Here is a 15,888-nt window from a genome sequence, read left to right as displayed (position 1 = left end):
CGGACAGCGGTCGTGAGTCGCTCTTGACGGCCGCCTGCGTACGCTGCATGCGACCAACGGAGTAGACCGAATGACCGACACCAGCCGCGCCCTTGCGCGTCATGCGCAGATCCTGCGATTCCTGATGAAATATCGCAGTGCGGGGGTGTTGTCGGGACTCGAATTCGACCCGGCCACGGCGGATGCGGCGCCAGAAGGCGAACCCGGCAAGCCCGAGGCCTTCGTCGACGATCTCGAAGCGCTGGGTCCGACCTTCATCAAGATCGGCCAGGCCTTGTCGACGCGGCCGGACATGGTCCCGCCGGCGTATCTCGTCGCGCTGGAGCGCATGCAGGACAACGTGGCGCCGCTGCCGTTCGAGGTCATCCACGAAGCAATCGAGGATGCGCTGGGCGTGCGCATCAGCAAGATCTTCGAGAGTTTCGACGAGAAGCCGCTCGGCAGCGCGTCACTGGCGCAGGTGCATCGCGCGACGCTGCGCGATGGCCGCAAGGTCGCGGTGAAGGTGCAGCGCCCGGGCATCACCGAACAGATCCGCGACGATCTCGATACCCTCGCCCGGCTCGCCGGCGGCGTGGACCGCGTGACCGAGGTCGGCCGTCGCATCCGCTTCGCCGACTGGGTGCACGAGTTCCGGCGCACGCTGCTGGCCGAACTCGACTACCGCATCGAGGCCGAGAACCTCGACCGCTTCGACGCGCATTTCGTCGCCTATCCCGCGCTGTTCGTGCCCAAGCCGATCTGGGATCTCACCCGCGCCCGCGTGCTGACGATGGAGCTGGTGGAAGGCACCAAGGTCACCGACATCACCGGCCTGCAGCGCACCGAGCGCGATATGGCGCCGTTGGCGACCGAACTGCTGCACGGTTATCTCGACCAGGTGTTCGTGCACGGCGAGATCCACGCCGACCCGCATCCGGGCAACCTGTTGTTCACCCGCGACGGGCGCCTCGCCCTGCTGGATCTGGGCATGGTCGCGCACGTGCCGCCGCGTACCCGCGAGCGCCTGCTCAAGCTGCTGTTCGCGGCGGTCGACGGACGCGGCGAGCAGGTGGCGGCCGAAGGCATCGCGATGGGCACGCGGCTGGAAGACTTCGATGAAGGCCGTTACTACCGCGATGTCGGCCAGCTGGTCGCGCGCTACGCCGCGCAATCCGGCGCGACCGGGCAGACCGAAGGCCGGTTGATGCTCGACCTCGTGCGCCTGGCCACGGCCTGTGGCCTGCGCACGGCGCCGGAAATGAGTCTGCTGGGCAAGACGCTGCTGCACCTCGAATCGGTGGTGCAGGCGCTCGATCCCGATCTCGACATGAAGCGCGTCGTCGAGGATCACCTCAACAACATGATGCGCCAGCGCCTGCGCAAATCGCTGTCGCCGGCGAACCTCGCCAGCGAGTTGATGGACATGCAGGAACTGGTGCGCGACGCGCCGCGCAAGGTGTCGAACGTGCTGTCGCTGCTGTCGGAAAACCGTCTGCGCGTGCGCCTGACCGGGCTCGAGGAATCGCATCTGCTCGAAAGCCTGCACAAGATCGCCAACCGCATCGCGGCCGGCATCGTCACTGCGGCGCTGATCCTGGCCTCGGCGATGATGATGGACAACCCCGGCGGCCCGCGATTGTTCGGCTATCCGGCGATCGCGCTGCTGCTGTTTTTGACCGGCGCCGGTCTCGGTATCGCGATCGTGCTCAGCGCGCTGCTGGGCGACAGGCGCGCGAAGCCCAACGAGGAACGCGGGCCGAACTGACGCCGCCCAGTCTGGCGCGTACGCGCAAGGCCCGGGTGGAACGCCATGTCCGCCCGGCGCCGCGCCAGCAGAATGAGAACCGGTCTCATCGCTGGTATCATGCGCGGCTTCCCCGCGTCGCCTTTCCGCTTATGTCAGCCGCCTTTGGCACCGAAACGGTGCTGGATGTCCGTCACTGGACGGACGCCTACTTCAGCTTCACCACCACCCGCGACGATGGCTTCCGCTTCGAGAACGGCCAGTTCGTGATGATCGGGCTGGAAACCGAAGGCAAGCCGATCCTGCGTGCGTATTCGATCGCCAGCGCGAACTGGGAAGAGCAGCTGGAATTCTTCAGCATCAAGGTCGACAACGGCCCGCTGACCTCGCGCCTGCAGCACATCCAACCGGGCGACCAGGTGCTGATCGGCCGCAAACCGACCGGCACGCTGCTGATCCACGACCTGCATCCGGGCCGGAACCTGTATCTGCTGGGCACCGGCACCGGCTTCGCGCCTTGGCTGTCGGTGATTAAGGATCCCGAGACCTACGAGCGTTTCGACAAGGTCATCGTGACCCACGGCGTGCGCACGCCGCAGGATCTGGCCTACCGCGACTACATCGTCAACGAACTGCCGCACCACGAGTTTCTCGGCGAGCAGATGTCGAAGCAGCTGCTGTACTACCCCGCCGTGACCCGCGAGGACTTCGACTTCAACGGTCGCAGCCACCGCGGGCGCCTCACGGAACTGCTCGACAGCGGCCGCATGGCGTCGGACCTCGGCCTGCCGCCGCTCGATCCCGAACACGACCGCGCGATGATCTGCGGCAGCCCGCAGATGCTGGCCGATTTCCGCCAGTTGCTCGACGCCCGCGGCTTCGAGGCCGCGCCGCGCATTGGCACGCCGGGCCAATATGTCTTCGAGCGCGCGTTCGTCGAGAAGTAGCTGCGGCAAGCAGGCCTTACACTCCACGCATCATCCACTGGAGCGGCCCATGAAAATTCTCGTGACCGTCGACGGCAGCGACATCAGTTCGCGCGCCTTGAAGTTCGCCCTCAAGCTCGCCAAACAGTCCACGGCAGCCTCGAGCGTCACCGTGCTGCACGTCGATCCGCCGGTGTTTCCGGGCGTGGAGCGGCGCATCGGCAAGGAGGCCGTGCAGGCCTATCACGCCGACAACCACGCGCATGTCTTCAAGACCGCTCGCAAGGCGCTGGGGCGCAGCCAGGTGGCGGTGGAGGAAGTCGCTGCAACCGGCGAGATCGCCGAAACCATCCTGGCGGTCGCCGCCAAGCGCAAGGTCGATCTGCTGGTGATGGGCTCCCACGGCCGGAGCGCAGTGAAGGGCGTACTGCTCGGATCCGTCTCGAGCAAGGTCATCGCCCAGACCACGATTCCGGTGACCGTCGTGCGCTGACGCAGAGCCTGCGCTGCCGTACTGACGCCCGCGTTAGTCGGCCAGCGCTGCCTCGATCGGCTTGCGCAGGCTCTCTGGCTTCGCGGACGGCGCGAACCGGTCGATGACCTGACCGTCCCGCCCGACCAGGAACTTGGTGAAATTCCATTTGATCGCGCGCGTGCCCAGCACGCCGCGCTTCTGCGCCTGCAGCCAGGTCCACAGCGGGTGCGCGTGCGCACCGTTGACGTCTATCTTGGCGAACATCGGGAAGTCGACGGCGTAGTTGAGCGCGCAGAAATCCCGGATCTCGGCCGCAGCGCCCGGCTCCTGGTGCCCGAACTGGTCGCAGGGGAAGCCCAGCACCACCAGCCCGCGGTCGCGATAATCGCGCCAGAGCTGCTGCAGGCCGGTGTATTGCGGGGTGAAACCGCACTTCGAGGCGACATTGACGATCAGCAGCGCCCGGTCGGCGTAGTCGGACAGGGGCTGCGTCGAGCCGTCGAGACTCGTGGCCTGGAAATCGAACGCGCTGGTCATCGCGGCTCCGGCATGGGAAACGGACCGCCAGTCTGCCCCGCGCCGTCGCGACGCGCGACTCTTTCCGTCGCGTCTGCGTTTCCGCCCGCAAGCCGTTGCTGCACATGGGATTTCAGCAACCCGACTTCCGGCATGGGCCACCTCCACATCCGATCGGCTAGCCTAGTGGGTCATGTCACCGGGAGAATCCCCTTGCTGAAGCACCCGCTCGCCGTCGCACTCTGCGCGGCTCTCGCCGTGTCCGCCCTGCCCGTCTTCGCGCAGTCCACCGGCACCGCCACCGCCACGCCTGCCGCGAGCGCCCAGCGCCCCGCCGACAATCCGCTGTTCGTCGAGAGCACGCTCGACCTGCGCTACCCGCATTTCGACCAGATCCAGGACGCGCACTTCGGTCCCGCCTTCGACGCCGGCATGGCCGAGAACCTGCGCGAGATCGAAGCGATCGCCGACAATCCGGAAGCGCCGACGTTTGAGAACACCATCATCGCGCTCGAGAAGTCCGGTGAACTGCTGTCGCGCGCACGCGTCATCTTCGGCAGCCTCAACGGCACCGACACCAACGATGCGCGCAAGAAGATCGACGCCGACTACGCACCGAAGTTCGCCGCCCACCGCGACGCGGTGATGCTCAACCCGAAACTGTTCGCACGCGTCGATACGTTGTTCAAGAGCGTCGACTCGCTGGGCCTCGATGCCGAAGGCAAGCGCCTGGTCGAGCGTTACCACACGATGTTCGTCCGCGCCGGTGCCAACCTGACCGAAGCGGAGAAGGAAGAGATGCGCCGCATCAACGCCGAGTCGGCGAAGCTCGGCACCACCTTCAGCCAGAACGTGCTCAACGAGGTCAACGACTCGGCCGTCGTCGTCGACACGGTCGAGGAACTCGACGGCATGAGCGAGGCGCAGATCGCTGCCGCCGCCGAGGAGGCGAAGACCCGCGGCCTCGAAGGCAAATACGTCATCACCCTGCTCAACACCACCGGTCAGCCGCCGCTTCCGCAGATCAACAACCGTGAACTGCGCGAGCGCGTGCACAAGGCGTCGGTCGCACGTGGCAGCCGCGGCAACCAGTACGACAACACCGAGGTCATCTCGCAGATCCTCAAGCTCCGCGCCGAGCGCGCGAACCTGATGGGCTACCCGAACCAGGCGGCCTTCATCCTCGAGGATTCGACCGCCGGCACCGTCGAGGCCGTCAACGACATGCTGGGCCAGCTGGCACCGGCCGCCGTCGCGAACGCCAAGCTCGAAGCCGCCGAACTGCAGGCGATGATCGACCGCGAGCAGGCCGCCAAGGGCGAGCCGACGTTCCAGCTCGAGCCCTGGGACTGGGCCTACTATTCGGAGAAGGTCCGCCAGGACAAGTACAGCTTCGACGACGCGCAGCTCAAGCCCTACTTCGAGATGAAGAACGTGCTGGAAAACGGCGTGTTCTTCGCCGCGACCCAGCTCTACGGCATCACGATGAAGGAGCGGACGGACCTGCCGAAGTATCACCCCGACACCTGGACCTACGACGTCTTCAACGAAGACGGCAGCCAGCTCGCGATCTTCATCTTCGACCCCTATGCGCGTGCATCGAAGCGCGGCGGTGCGTGGATGAACTCGTATGTGTCGCAGTCGGAACTGGAAGGCACGCTGACGGTCACCGCCAATCACCAGAACATCCCCAAGCCGCAGGCCGGCCAGCCGACACTGCTGACCTGGGACGAAGTGACCACGATGTTCCACGAGTTCGGCCATTCGCTGCACGGCATGTTCTCGGACGTGAAGTACCCGTTCTTCAGTGGTACCAGCGTGCCGCGCGACTTCGTCGAGTTCCCGTCGCAGGTCAACGAGATGTGGGCCGACTGGCCGTCGATCCTCGCCAACTACGCCAAGCACTACCAGACCGGCGCGCCGATGCCGGCCGAACTACTGGCCAAGGTGCAGGCCGCGGCCAAGTTCAACCAGGGTTTCGCGACGACCGAGTACCTGGGTTCGGCGATGCTCGACCAGTACCTGCACCAGTTGCCGGCCGACCAGCTGCCCGACGGTTCCGAAGTCATGGCCACCGAGGCCGCCGCGCTCAAGGCCGCCGGCCTCGACTACGCGCCGGTGCCGCCGCGTTACCGCACGCCGTACTTCAGCCACATCAATGGCGGTTATGCAGCCGGCTACTACGCCTACATCTGGTCGGAAGTGCTGGACGCGAATACCGTGCAGTGGATCGAGCAGAACGGTGGCCTGACCCGCGAGAACGGCGACCGCTTCCGCAGCACGCTGCTCTCGCGCGGCGGCAGCAAGGATGCTAAGCAGCTGTTCCTGGACTTCACCGGCCACGAGCCGCAGATCGAGCCCCTGCTGATCAAGCGCGGTCTCGCGCCGGATCCGAAGGCCGCGGCGAACTGATCATTCGTCGCACTGTGTGACCCGAAACGCTCGGCCTCGTGCCGGGCGTTTCTTTTGGCGCCTTCCCATGCCGGCATCAGCCTGCACACACACGTTGCCTTACACACGGCATGTAGCATGACCGCATGTCCGCGATCGTCCTCGATACACCCGATGCCACTACGCAATTGCGCGACTGGCTGGCTGGGTTCCAGCGTGTGTTCGTACTGACCGGCGCGGGCATCAGCACCGGCTCGGGCATTCCCGATTACCGCGACGCCAATGGAGACTGGAAACGCGCCGCGCCCGTGACCTGGCAGGCCTTCACCGGCGATCCAGCCGTATATCGCCGTTACTGGGCGCGTAGTTTCGTCGGCTGGCCGAAATTCTCGGTTGCGAAGCCGAATGTCGCGCATCGCGCCCTGGCCGTCCTGGAACAGGACGGACCGCTTACGACGCTGTTGACGCAGAACGTCGACGGGCTGCACCAGCGTGCCGGCAGCCAACGCGTCATCGATCTGCACGGTCGCCTCGATCAGGTCACCTGCCTGTCATGCGGTTACTTCACACCGCGCGATGGCCTGCAACCACGGCTCGTCGCCGACAATCCGCATTGGTATCCCGGCGACGCGGCGATGGCGCCCGACGGCGATGCCGACATCGCAGCCGAAGCAGAACGGGCGTTCGTGCCACCGCACTGCCCGCTCTGCGGCGGAATGCTGAAACCGGACGTGGTCTTCTTCGGCGAGAACGTGCCGCGCGCCCGCGTGCAGGACGCACAGGCGGCGCTGAGCGCGAGCGATGCGATGCTCGTGGTCGGCTCGTCGCTGATGGTCTACTCGGGGTTCCGCTTCGCGAAGATGGCGGCCGACGCCGGCTTGCCGCTGGCGATCCTCAACGGTGGCACCACACGCGCCGACGCCCTCGCGACACTACGGCTAGACGCGGAGATCGGCGCAACGCTCGGCGCGCTCGCGCGCTGAACGATCGGCCGGCCTCAGGCCTGCACGAACAGATCCCGGTACGCGGGCGCCACGTGCGGCAGCAGGATCGCGGCGGGCACGTCGACGGTCTGGACGCCATCCGAGTAAGGCCCGACCTGATAGGGCGGGAACACGAAACGCAGACCCGACAGCTTGCCGCCGGCACCGGGAATCGGCTCGAACTGCTGATAATTGGCGACGTCGGGGCCCGAGCCCTCGTCGATCATCTTTCCCGCCGAGCGGATCAGACGGCTGCGCTCGTCGGGTTCGAGTTCGTCGGCGTCGATCCGCTGCGACAGCGCAGCGTGCAGTTGCTCACGCACGTACCCGGAGATCACCTTCCAGTCGCCCTCGCCCGGCACCAGGGTCTCGGCAGTCAGCAGCTTCTGTTCGCGCACCAGCCACACGAAGCGCTCGATCAACGGATTGTCGTGCGCGCCGCCGGTGTAGCTACTGCCATCGGCGGCGATCGCCAGCATGTCCGGCGTGTCGACGAGCGTGCTGAAGTTGAGCGACAGGTCGTACATCGTGCCCGGCTGCAGCTCGGCGCCGCCGACCGCTTCCATCAGTTCCTCACGGGCGCCCTGCGCGTAGCGGTGCAGCTCCGCCGCGAGGCCCGGATATCTGTTGGCCTCCGGCGGATAGCTAATGCCGACGATGAACTTCGGGTCCATTTCGACCACGTCCTTCAACTCGGCCGGTGTCTCCTCCAGCGGCTGCACGGCCTCCACTGGCGGCGGCGTCTGGCCAGCCGCGGGCTGCGCAGGCGCCGGTACATCGCGTTGGCACGCGGCCAGCGCCAGCGCGAGCAATGGCAGGCAATACAGGGACCGGATCGGTGCAGACATCGTCGCTCCAAATGACGTGGCGAAACGAAAAACTAATGGGCGTGCCGTGCGATTGTCGTGACGGCATGCGTCGAGGAACGGCACATACAAAAAGCCCCGGACGTTGCCGTCCGGGGCCGGATCTTGCGGAAGGCGACGCGTCTTAGACGGGCTGCACTTCGTCGGCCTGCAGGCCCTTCTGGCCCTGGACGACCTTGAAGGTCACCTGCTGGCCTTCCTGCAGCGACTTGAAGCCGGTGCCCTGGATCGAACGGAAGTGGACGAACAGGTCCTGGCCGCTTTCCGGGGTGATGAAGCCGAAGCCCTTGGCATCGTTGAACCACTTGACGGTGCCGGTCTGACGATCGCTCATTAGTGTTACTCCTTGAATCAGTTTGAATTGGGAACACGACACCCGCCGACGCTGTGGTCCGGATGCCGCGACTGTCGAGCAAGGGGTAACGCGAAGCGATGGAGCGGATCGTCCCGACCGGCGAACCGGGCGTTGAACATGGATCTACCGCATCGGAGTCACGATGTACCGTGATCCCGCCTTGAACAGTTCGCGAACGATACCGCAAAAAAAACAGAAAAGGTGAATGCGGCAACGGCCTTTAGTGACACGCTTTGCCACCCGTTCCGGCGTCGTCTTTTGCGGCCAGATGGCGGGTCGCGTACCAGCATTCCGAGGCCACCCGGAGACCCGCGTGCGCCGCGTGCTGGACCGCGGCATCGACCAGCGCGGCGCCGTATCCGCGGCCGCCCAGTGCACTCGGCACGAGGGTATGCAGAATCGTCAAAACCCCTTGTTTTTCTCGATATTCGAGATGGGCGACATGACCGTCCACGCTGATCTCGAACAGATGACGGACCGCGTCCAGACGGATGGGTGGGCTCTGCATGAGTCGAAAGTCCTACTTCAGGATCGGATATTTCCGAACCGATGCTGACATGGCAGCGCCAGTCGATGGCGGTGTCATCACGGTCCGACCATGACGCGCCGCGTCACGGGTTTGCGCCGACTGCGTCAGCGGAGCCGAGAACAGCGGTATAGGCCGGGCACGGGCGTTCAAAAAGGTATTGGCACGGGACGTGCTGATGAAATCTGGGATACAGGGAAATCACCGCCATGGACACACGACGTCACGACCTGCGGGAAGCCATCGAACGCCTGTTCGAACTGACCCGGCTCGACCAGACCGACTCCAGCGAGTTCGAGCAGCTGGACCATTTCATCCAGCAGCGTCTGCTGGACACCTATGCGGACGTGCCGGACGTCGCACTGCGCGTCGTGGCCTGACAGGGCGGGCGCGCGTCCATATCGAAGCGCGCGCCCCCTGCCCGGTCAATCGCTACGGTGGTCGCGCTTGCCCTGGTTGCGGCGGTCACGCGTGCTGATGCTGCCGTTGATCGACGCCTGACGGGTCTCGGCCTCGTGCAGTGCCAACGCCTTTGCACGTGCCTGTGGTGACTGGAAGCCGGGTGCATCGGGTGAAGCGCCTTCGGTCCCGAGCGTTTCCCAGGGCTTGCTCGCCTTCGCCTGCGCCGCCTGTTGTTCAAGCAGTTTGCGGGTGTTCTCGAGCGCCTGTTCCGGCGTGATGCCACGCTTGCCGCGGCTGCTCGTCTTCGTGGCCTTGTTCGTAGCCTTGTCTGCAGGCGCCTTGGCTTTGGCTGTCTTGGCAGTGCGGCCCGCCGGCCTGGCGGCAGGGGCCGAGGCGGCCTTGCCGGCAGCGGACGGCTTCGCAGCTGCCTTTTTTGCAGTCGCCTTCTTCGCGACCGGCTTTTTTGCGAGCTTGGCCGAAGACACTGCCGCCGCGGAGACTTTGGTCGACGCTGTCTTCGTTACGCGCTTCTTGGCGGCCGGCTTCGTCGATTTCGCTGCCGGCGCAGTCGTTGCTGCCTTCTTCGCGGCCGATGTTTTTTTCACAGCCTTCGAGGTCTTCGCAGTCGTCGCCGACTTCCGGGCCTTTGTCTTCGCGGTCGTGCCCGCTGTCTTCGCGACCTTTGCCGGCGCATGCTTCGGTGCAGCCGCCTTTGCGGCTTTGGCCTTGGGCTGCGCACGTGCGGCTGCCTTCGCGGCCTTGGCGGCGTCGCGTTGACGCGTCTCGAGCCGGCTCAGGATGTCCGCCAGCAGTTCCGCTTTCTCACCGGTGCGCGCGTTCGCAAGACCGGTACGGCCCGACTTGCTGCCGCTGGTCTTGCGCGATGCCAGACGCTGACGCTTTTCCAGATCCCGGGCACGGTCACGCGCCGTGCGCGCACGCGAAACCAGTTGCGTCAGGCGCGACTCGCTGTGTTCGCGCAGGGCGTTCGCACGACTGTCGTCATACAGGCCCATCTCGGTCTTGTTGAGCAGGGCGGTGGCTTTCGCTCGCGTAACTGCCATAAGGCGCACTCCGTGGTTGAACGTGCGACCAGGATTATCACGCGCCCCATGCAGATGCGGTGAGCAGTGCCGGGCAAGGTGGCGTCAGAACGAGGGCGACATCAATCGTTCGAGGAACACACCGATGATCCGCGGCTCCATGATCACGGTGAACAACATGCCGTAGCCCGCACCCCACAGATGCGCGCTGTGGTTGATGTTGTCGCCGCCGCGCTTGTCCATCCAGATGCTGTAGCCGATGTAGCAGACGCCGAACACGATGGCCGGCATCGGGATGAAGAGCACCAGCAGCAGCTGCCAGGGGTTGATCAGGATCGACGCGAACAGCACCGCCGACACCGCGCCGGATGCACCGAGGCTGCGGTAGTTCGGATCGTGGCGATGGCGCAGATACGTCGGCAGGATCGCGACCAGGATCGCCGACACGTAGAACAGCAGGAAGCCGACAGGTCCGATATACGGCGCGAACGCGCGCTCGATGCCGGCGCCGAAGAAGAACAGCGTGATCATGTTGAAGATCAGGTGCTGCCAGTCGGCATGGATGAAGCCGTGCGCGATCAGCCGGTCGTACTGCTTGTGGCGATCGATCGCCGGCGGCCACAGGATCAGGCGGCCCAGCAGCTTCGGCTTCTCGAAGGCCTGCCACGAGACCAGCACGGTCACGGCGATCAGGAAGAGGGTGACGGGTCCAAAATTCATCGAAAGTCCTCCGCGTCAGGCGACGCGGTAGTTGTCCTGCATGGGATAGCGACGCGCGTAGAGGCCGAACGCGAGTGCCGCAGCGAAGGCGAACGCTGCGAAGAAGAACATCAGGAAGGCGTTCTCGCTCATGCCGGTCGACGCGATGTACGCCGTCACCGCATCGTTGCGCACGCCGGCGTTGGTCAGCAGCACCCACAGACTGCCGAAGGTGCTGGTGAGGTACCAGAGCGCCATGATCACGCCCTTCATCGCCTGCGGGGCCTGGCTGTAGGCGAATTCCAGCGCGGTCGCCGAGACCAGCACTTCGCCGAAGGTCAGCAGCAGGTACGGCACCGACTGCCACGCCAGCGACACCTCCTGGCCGCCGTCGAGCCACAGCTGCAGACCACCGGCGACGATCCACGAAGTGCCGGAGATCGCGATGCCCCAGCCCATGCGGCGCAGCGCGGTGGGTTCGAACCCGAGTCTGCGCAGCGCCGGATACAGCACGAGGTTGTTGAAGGGGATCAGCAGCATCACCAGCAGCGGATTGATCGCCTGCATCTGCGCCGCGTCCTGGATCAGCCAGCTCGGCCACCATGCCGATGCATGCGGGATCACCATCTCGCGGCCCTGGATGATCCAGGTCGACGCCTTCTGGTCGAACAGCGACCAGAACGGCGTGACCAGCGCGAACACGATCAGGATGCGCAGCACGGCGCGTACGCCGTCGACGGCGGCATCGGGATGCAGGCCACGCGCACGCTCGAGCTGCAGCGAGGCTCCCCAGCCGCCCAGCGCGATGATCACGCCCAGCGACAGGCACGCGGTGATAACGAAACCGAAGTCGGTCGGCCACCACGGCATCGAGACCGTCGCCGACAGCAGCCACAGCAGCAGCATGACGACGGCCGACACCACACCGACCATCGCCACTGCCAGACCGGGACGACCCGCGCCGGCCTGACGCGCGCGTAGCGCGGTCTTGACCACTTCGAAGAACGCGTGCGGATCGCGGCGCGTCGGCGGCACGTTGACGTATTCCTTGCGGCCCAGCCAGAACACGAAGGTAGCGATGAACATCAGGATGCCGGGAATGCCGAAGGCGACAGCCGGCCCGTAATGGCGCAGGAACAGCGGCGCCAGCAGCGAGGCGAAGAACGAGCCGAAATTGATGATCCAGTAGAAGGCGTCGAAGACCACCTTGGCCTTGCTCTTATTGGTCTGGTCGAACTGGTCGCCGCAGAACGAGACCACCAATGGTTTGATGCCGCCCGAACCGAGCGCGATCAGGAACAGGCCGGTGTAGAAGCCGGTCGCGTTGTTCTCGAATGCGGCCAGGCATGCGTGGCCGGCGCAGTAGATCAGCGAGAACCAGAGAATCGTGTGGTACTTGCCGAAGAACCGGTCAGCCAGCCAGCCGCCGAGCAGCGGGAAGAAGTACACGCCGATGACGAAGGTATGGAAGATGTCCTTCGCCGCCGCGTCCCGATCGGCGCCCTGCGGCAGATAGCCGAGCAGCACCGAACTGATCAGGAACGGCACCAGGATGTTGCGCATCCCGTAGAAGCTGAAGCGCTCGCAGGCTTCGTTGCCGATGATGTAGCCGATCTGGCGGGGCATCGGCCCACTGGTGGTCTGCGGTGTCGTCATCGGCGCGTCGCGGGTGGCTGGAAGCCGCACAGCCTACCCGATCGCGGCGCTCCGACAGCGGCCTTTACGCACCCCCGGATGGTGCACATGCAAGGCCAATGTGGCTGATCCGGGCACGCGCGCATTTGGGCCTGCGCGCAGCGGGCGGCATCATGGCGAATTGCCCGTCCGGACCTTGCCATGCCTGTCCCCCGTCTGCCGCTCGCTCTCGCCCTGCTGCTCTCCGCCCTGCCCGTCGCGGGCGCCGATGATCCGCGCGTCACCGTCGCCGAGCGCAGCGGCTTCATCGAGACCGGGCGCTACGACGAAGTGATCGCGCTGTGCGACACCTTCGCGCGGTTGCATCCAGACGCAGTGCGCTGCATCCGCTTCGGCACCTCGCCCGAAGGCCGGCCGATGCAGGCCCTGGTCGCCAGCCGCAGCGGCGCGCTCGATCCCGAGGCCGCGCGCGAAGCCGGCGTGCCGGTTGTGCTGGTGCAGGGCGGCATCCATGCCGGCGAGATCGACGGCAAGGATGCGGGCTTTCTCGCCTTGCGCGAACTGCTCGACGGCGACGCCGCGCCGGGCGCGCTGGAGGATGCGGTGCTGGTCTTCGTGCCGGTGTTCAGCGTCGACGGCCACGAGCGCTTCGGCGCTTGGAACCGGCCCAACCAGCGCGGCCCGCGCGAGATGGGCTGGCGCACGACCGCGCAGAACCTCAACCTCAACCGCGACTACGCCAAGGCCGACGCACCCGAGATGCGGTCGATGCTGGCGCTGGTGCAGGCCTGGGATCCGATCGCTTACATCGACCTGCACGCGACCAACGGCGCGCAGTTCGAGCACGACATCTCGATCCAGGTCGAACCGGTGCACGCCGGCGACGCCGCGTTGCGCGCGGTGGGCCGCACGTTCCGCGACGCGGTGATGGCCGATCTTGCCCAGCAGGGCTCGCTGCCACTGCCCTACTACCCCTCGTTCGTCGAACACGACAATCCGGCCTCGGGTTTCGTGGACGGCGTCTCGCCACCGCGCTTCTCGACCGGCTACTTCCTGCTGCGCAACCGCCTGGCCATGCTGGTCGAAACGCACTCGTGGAAGGAGTATCCGGTACGCGTACGCATCACCCGCAACACCGTGGTGTCGGTGGTCGAACAGGTCGCACGTCATGGCCGCGACTGGATGCTCGTCGCGCGCGAGGCCGACGCCCGCGCCGCGGCGCTCGGCGGCACGCGCGCGCCGCTGGCCTGGAAGGCCACCGACGCCAGCCACACCGTGGACTTCCGCGGTTACGCCTATACGCGCACGCCGTCCGAAGTGTCCGGCGCACTGATGACCCGCTACGACGAGACCACGCCGCAACTGTGGCGCGTGCCGATGCGCGACACGCTGGTGCCATCGATCGAGGTCACGCTGCCGCGCGGCGGCTATCTGGTGCCGGCCGCGCACGCGGCCTGGGTCGGCGAGAAGCTGCGCCAGCACGGCGTCATGTTCCACGCACTCGCCATGGCGCAGCCCGCAGCCGCGGTCGAGGTGTTCCGCGCGACGCAGGCCACACCCGCGGCGACGTCAGTCGAAGGCCATCAACGCCTCGAGCTGCAGGGTGCATGGACGATCGAGCAACATCCTCTCGGCGCGGGTGCGCTGTTCGTGCCGATCGGGCAATCCAAGGCACGCCTGGTCGCCGCGCTGCTGGAACCGCAGGCGCCCGATTCGCTGGCGGCGTGGGGACGCTTCAACACCCATTTCGAGCGCAAGGAGTACATGGAAGACTACGTCGCCGAACAGGTCGCCCGAGACATGCTGGCGGCCGATCCGGCGCTACGCGCCGAGTTCGAGGCCAGGCTGCGCGACGATGCCGCATTTGCGGGTGACGCTGCCGCGCGCCTGGAGTTCTTCTACCGCCGCCACAGCGCCTGGGACGATCGCTACAACCTCTACCCCGTCATGCGCACCGGCGCTGCGCCGACCACCGGAGACATCACACCATGAAGCATCTGTTGACCGCCCTGCTCGCCTTCTCGCTCGCCGCCTGCGCGGCCACCCAGCCGCGCGTGGAACAGGTACCGGATCTGCGCGTCGTCACGCTCAACATCTATCACGACAAGGCGGAGTGGCCGAAGCGGCTGCCGCTGATCATCGAACAGCTGCGCGCGCTCGATGCCGACGTGATCGCACTGCAGGAGGTGCTGCAGACCGCGGAGTTGCCGAACCAGGCACAGACCCTCGGCGACGCACTCGGCTACTCGGTGCAGTTCGTATCCAACGACCCCGAAGGCCAACCACACCGCTATGGCAATGCCCTGCTGACCCGCCTGCCCGTCCTCGAGCAGGACGCGACGGCGCTGGAGCCACGCGATGACTCGCGCAGCATGGGTCACGCGCGTTTGCGATTCGACGGCAGGCCGCTGGACGTCTATTTCACCCACCTGCATCACACGCCCGAAGGCGCGGCGCTCCGTCGTCGCCAGCTCGAGGATGCGCGTGCCTTCATCCAGCGTCACGGCGATACAGCGCCGTCCATCGTGCTGGGTGACTTCAATGCACCGGTAAGCGCGCCGGAGCTGTCGGTGCTGGACGGCTATATCGACACCTACGGGGCGCTGCACCCCGGCGCCGACGCCGAAGGCGTCACCACGTTGAACCCGCATTTCTTCCCCGATTACCGCAGGCGCATCGATCATGTCTACGCGCGGACCGGTCGCTTCGATATCCGCGAGGCGCGCATCGTGCTCGATACGCCCGGCGTGGACGGCACCTGGCCGTCGGATCACTTCGGCACCTTCGTCGTGCTGCGCCCGACGGCGCGTTGACCCGCTGTTCCGTCGCGACGGCGCATGCTCGGCCGCGACGCCATCCAAAAGGAAGCCGATCATGTCCCGTGCCCTGCTCCGCCTTGTCGCACTGCCGCTGTGCGCATCCGCCCTGCTGGCCGCATGCCAGACCGCGCCGCCCCCGCCCGTTTCAGGAGATGCGTCCATGATCGAATCCACCGAAAGCGTGCGCGTCCAGGGCGAAGCGATGTACTTCGAGAAGATCCTGCTGCCCGAAGGCGCGCAACTGCGTTTGCAGGTGCTCGACAACCAGCTCGCCGACACGCCGCAGGCGGTGCTCGCCGAGCAGGTGACGACCGTCGGCCAGGGGCCCTACGAATTCGCGATCGACGTGCCGCGCGCCAGGTTGCGCGACAACGGTCAATACGGCTTGCACGCCTCGGTTTCGATGCCCGACGGCAGCCTGCGCTTCGTCACCGAAACGCGCGTGCCGGTGAACATCGCCGCCGATACCGTGGATGTGCATGTGGGCCGCATCCGCCTGACCCACGTGCAGCCGTAAGGGAAGACG

General features: G+C 66.1%; 16 protein-coding genes. 9 read left to right on the top strand and 7 right to left on the bottom strand.

Features of this window, described 5'->3' with window-relative positions; translation table 11 throughout:
• The first annotated feature begins 70 nt into the window (after nt 1-70).
• From J2W68_RS07795 to J2W68_RS07785, 3 genes are all read left to right on the top strand, one after another.
• Nucleotides 71-1,747 (top strand): ABC1 kinase family protein, encoded by a 1,677-nt coding sequence (locus J2W68_RS07795; RefSeq protein ID WP_310234299.1) that lies wholly within the window; start codon nt 71-73, stop codon nt 1,745-1,747.
• A 131-nt stretch (nt 1,748-1,878) separates the two neighbouring features.
• Entirely contained in the window at nt 1,879-2,673 is a 795-nt protein-coding gene (locus tag J2W68_RS07790; protein WP_310154226.1) for a ferredoxin--NADP reductase, read from the top strand.
• A 49-nt stretch (nt 2,674-2,722) separates the two neighbouring features.
• Nucleotides 2,723-3,145: a universal stress protein gene (locus J2W68_RS07785; RefSeq protein WP_310154223.1), complete on the top strand. Its 423-nt coding sequence runs from the start codon at nt 2,723-2,725 to the stop codon at nt 3,143-3,145.
• A gap of 33 nt (nt 3,146-3,178) precedes the next feature.
• Here the strand turns inward: J2W68_RS07785 and J2W68_RS07780 are convergent, their stop codons facing one another.
• Nucleotides 3,179-3,664 (bottom strand): glutathione peroxidase, encoded by a 486-nt coding sequence (locus J2W68_RS07780; protein ID WP_310234297.1) that lies wholly within the window; start codon nt 3,662-3,664, stop codon nt 3,179-3,181.
• 195 nt (nt 3,665-3,859) lie between these two features.
• On the opposite strand from J2W68_RS07780, the gene J2W68_RS07775 reads away from it, so the two are divergent.
• Both J2W68_RS07775 and J2W68_RS07770 read left to right on the top strand, forming a co-directional pair.
• Nucleotides 3,860-6,055 (top strand): M3 family metallopeptidase, encoded by a 2,196-nt coding sequence (locus J2W68_RS07775; RefSeq protein ID WP_430539692.1) that lies wholly within the window; start codon nt 3,860-3,862, stop codon nt 6,053-6,055.
• Nucleotides 6,056-6,180: 125 nt separating this feature from the next.
• Nucleotides 6,181-7,017, top strand: a complete 837-nt coding sequence (locus J2W68_RS07770) for an NAD-dependent protein deacetylase (RefSeq protein WP_310234291.1) — start codon at nt 6,181-6,183, stop codon at nt 7,015-7,017.
• 14 nt (nt 7,018-7,031) lie between these two features.
• Here J2W68_RS07770 and J2W68_RS07765 read toward each other — a convergent pair whose 3' ends face one another.
• The 3 genes from J2W68_RS07765 to J2W68_RS07755 all read right to left on the bottom strand — a co-directional run bounded on the left by J2W68_RS07765 (nt 7,032) and on the right by J2W68_RS07755 (nt 8,746).
• Nucleotides 7,032-7,865 (bottom strand): RsiV family protein, encoded by an 834-nt coding sequence (locus tag J2W68_RS07765; RefSeq protein WP_310234288.1) that lies wholly within the window; start codon nt 7,863-7,865, stop codon nt 7,032-7,034.
• Between the two features lie 142 nt (nt 7,866-8,007).
• A complete protein-coding gene (locus tag J2W68_RS07760; protein WP_310234286.1) occupies nt 8,008-8,217 on the bottom strand; it encodes a cold-shock protein in 210 nt (69 codons plus the stop codon).
• 241 nt (nt 8,218-8,458) lie between these two features.
• A complete protein-coding gene (locus J2W68_RS07755) occupies nt 8,459-8,746 on the bottom strand; it encodes a GNAT family N-acetyltransferase (RefSeq protein ID WP_310234283.1) in 288 nt (95 codons plus the stop codon).
• Between the two features lie 227 nt (nt 8,747-8,973).
• On the opposite strand from J2W68_RS07755, the gene J2W68_RS07750 reads away from it, so the two are divergent.
• A complete protein-coding gene (locus J2W68_RS07750) occupies nt 8,974-9,144 on the top strand; it encodes a hypothetical protein (protein WP_310234280.1) in 171 nt (56 codons plus the stop codon).
• 45 nt (nt 9,145-9,189) lie between these two features.
• On the opposite strand, the gene J2W68_RS07745 is transcribed toward J2W68_RS07750, so the two are convergent.
• From J2W68_RS07745 to J2W68_RS07735, 3 genes are all read right to left on the bottom strand, one after another.
• On the bottom strand, nt 9,190-10,230 hold the full coding sequence (locus tag J2W68_RS07745) for a hypothetical protein (protein ID WP_310234277.1): 1,041 nt from the start codon (nt 10,228-10,230) through the stop codon (nt 9,190-9,192).
• Nucleotides 10,231-10,314: 84 nt separating this feature from the next.
• Nucleotides 10,315-10,929 carry a rhomboid family intramembrane serine protease gene (locus J2W68_RS07740; protein ID WP_310234275.1) on the bottom strand — a complete coding sequence of 205 codons (615 nt, stop codon included), beginning with the start codon at nt 10,927-10,929 and terminating at the stop codon, nt 10,315-10,317.
• Nucleotides 10,930-10,944: 15 nt separating this feature from the next.
• Nucleotides 10,945-12,564, bottom strand: a complete 1,620-nt coding sequence (locus J2W68_RS07735) for an oligopeptide:H+ symporter (RefSeq protein ID WP_310234274.1) — start codon at nt 12,562-12,564, stop codon at nt 10,945-10,947.
• 180 nt (nt 12,565-12,744) lie between these two features.
• On the opposite strand from J2W68_RS07735, the gene J2W68_RS07730 reads away from it, so the two are divergent.
• From J2W68_RS07730 to J2W68_RS07720, 3 genes are all read left to right on the top strand, one after another.
• Nucleotides 12,745-14,535: a M14 family metallopeptidase gene (locus J2W68_RS07730; protein WP_310234273.1), complete on the top strand. Its 1,791-nt coding sequence runs from the start codon at nt 12,745-12,747 to the stop codon at nt 14,533-14,535.
• Complete coding sequence (locus J2W68_RS07725; RefSeq protein WP_310234272.1) at nt 14,532-15,356, top strand: endonuclease/exonuclease/phosphatase family protein; 825 nt, start codon at nt 14,532-14,534, stop codon at nt 15,354-15,356. Before J2W68_RS07730 ends, J2W68_RS07725 begins: the two co-directional genes overlap by 4 nt.
• A gap of 166 nt (nt 15,357-15,522) precedes the next feature.
• Complete coding sequence (locus J2W68_RS07720) at nt 15,523-15,879, top strand: YbaY family lipoprotein (RefSeq protein WP_310234271.1); 357 nt, start codon at nt 15,523-15,525, stop codon at nt 15,877-15,879.
• Nucleotides 15,880-15,888 lie beyond the last annotated feature (9 nt).

This window comes from Luteimonas terrae (genome assembly GCF_031457535.1).
GTDB classification, from domain to species: domain Bacteria; phylum Pseudomonadota; class Gammaproteobacteria; order Xanthomonadales; family Xanthomonadaceae; genus Luteimonas; species Luteimonas terrae_A.
The sequence above is the reverse complement of the archived record's forward strand: the minus strand, read 5'-3'. Positions and strand labels throughout refer to the sequence as shown.

Coding starts and splice junctions, on each gene's coding strand:
- J2W68_RS07795 (WP_310234299.1), top strand. CDS start 71: ATGACCGACACCAGCCGCGCCCTTGCGCGTCATGCGCAGATCCTGCGA.
- J2W68_RS07790 (WP_310154226.1), top strand. CDS start 1,879: ATGTCAGCCGCCTTTGGCACCGAAACGGTGCTGGATGTCCGTCACTGG.
- J2W68_RS07785 (WP_310154223.1), top strand. CDS start 2,723: ATGAAAATTCTCGTGACCGTCGACGGCAGCGACATCAGTTCGCGCGCC.
- J2W68_RS07780 (WP_310234297.1), bottom strand. CDS start 3,664: ATGACCAGCGCGTTCGATTTCCAGGCCACGAGTCTCGACGGCTCGACG.
- J2W68_RS07770 (WP_310234291.1), top strand. CDS start 6,181: ATGTCCGCGATCGTCCTCGATACACCCGATGCCACTACGCAATTGCGC.
- J2W68_RS07765 (WP_310234288.1), bottom strand. CDS start 7,865: ATGTCTGCACCGATCCGGTCCCTGTATTGCCTGCCATTGCTCGCGCTG.
- J2W68_RS07760 (WP_310234286.1), bottom strand. CDS start 8,217: ATGAGCGATCGTCAGACCGGCACCGTCAAGTGGTTCAACGATGCCAAG.
- J2W68_RS07755 (WP_310234283.1), bottom strand. CDS start 8,746: ATGCAGAGCCCACCCATCCGTCTGGACGCGGTCCGTCATCTGTTCGAG.
- J2W68_RS07750 (WP_310234280.1), top strand. CDS start 8,974: ATGGACACACGACGTCACGACCTGCGGGAAGCCATCGAACGCCTGTTC.
- J2W68_RS07745 (WP_310234277.1), bottom strand. CDS start 10,230: ATGGCAGTTACGCGAGCGAAAGCCACCGCCCTGCTCAACAAGACCGAG.
- J2W68_RS07740 (WP_310234275.1), bottom strand. CDS start 10,929: ATGAATTTTGGACCCGTCACCCTCTTCCTGATCGCCGTGACCGTGCTG.
- J2W68_RS07735 (WP_310234274.1), bottom strand. CDS start 12,564: ATGACGACACCGCAGACCACCAGTGGGCCGATGCCCCGCCAGATCGGC.
- J2W68_RS07730 (WP_310234273.1), top strand. CDS start 12,745: ATGCCTGTCCCCCGTCTGCCGCTCGCTCTCGCCCTGCTGCTCTCCGCC.
- J2W68_RS07725 (WP_310234272.1), top strand. CDS start 14,532: ATGAAGCATCTGTTGACCGCCCTGCTCGCCTTCTCGCTCGCCGCCTGC.
- J2W68_RS07720 (WP_310234271.1), top strand. CDS start 15,523: ATGATCGAATCCACCGAAAGCGTGCGCGTCCAGGGCGAAGCGATGTAC.